The following is a 275-nucleotide window of genomic DNA, read 5'->3' as shown; positions in this document are numbered from 1 at the left end:
AAATGTCGGACTTCTTATTTTCTTTCGATTTATGGCCGGCATGGGAGGTTCGGGATGCCTTACACTTGGCGGCGGTCTAATAGCCGATTTATACACTGTCGAGAAGCGAGGAGCAGCGACAGCTCTTTGGAGTATCGGTCCATTGATTGGTCCTGTCATTGGCCCAATTTGCGGCGGCTTTATCAGTGAGCATATTTCATGGAGATGGGTCTTTTGGATTCTTTTGATTATCTCTGGTCCCGTTTGTGTGGGAATTGAGATATTCAACCAGGAGA

1 protein-coding gene is annotated in these 275 nt (G+C 46.9%); it reads left to right on the top strand.

All coding sequences use genetic code 11. From position 1 onward, the window contains the following. On the top strand, window positions 1-275 hold a 275-nt coding region (locus KVT28_RS25100), incomplete at both ends, for an MFS transporter (protein WP_217550876.1).

It is taken from the genome of Pantoea sp. GbtcB22 (genome assembly GCF_019091025.1).
Lineage (GTDB): Bacteria > Pseudomonadota > Gammaproteobacteria > Enterobacterales > Enterobacteriaceae > Pantoea > Pantoea leporis.
Note: the sequence above shows the minus strand (reverse complement) of the source record. Positions and strands in the feature narration are given on the sequence as shown.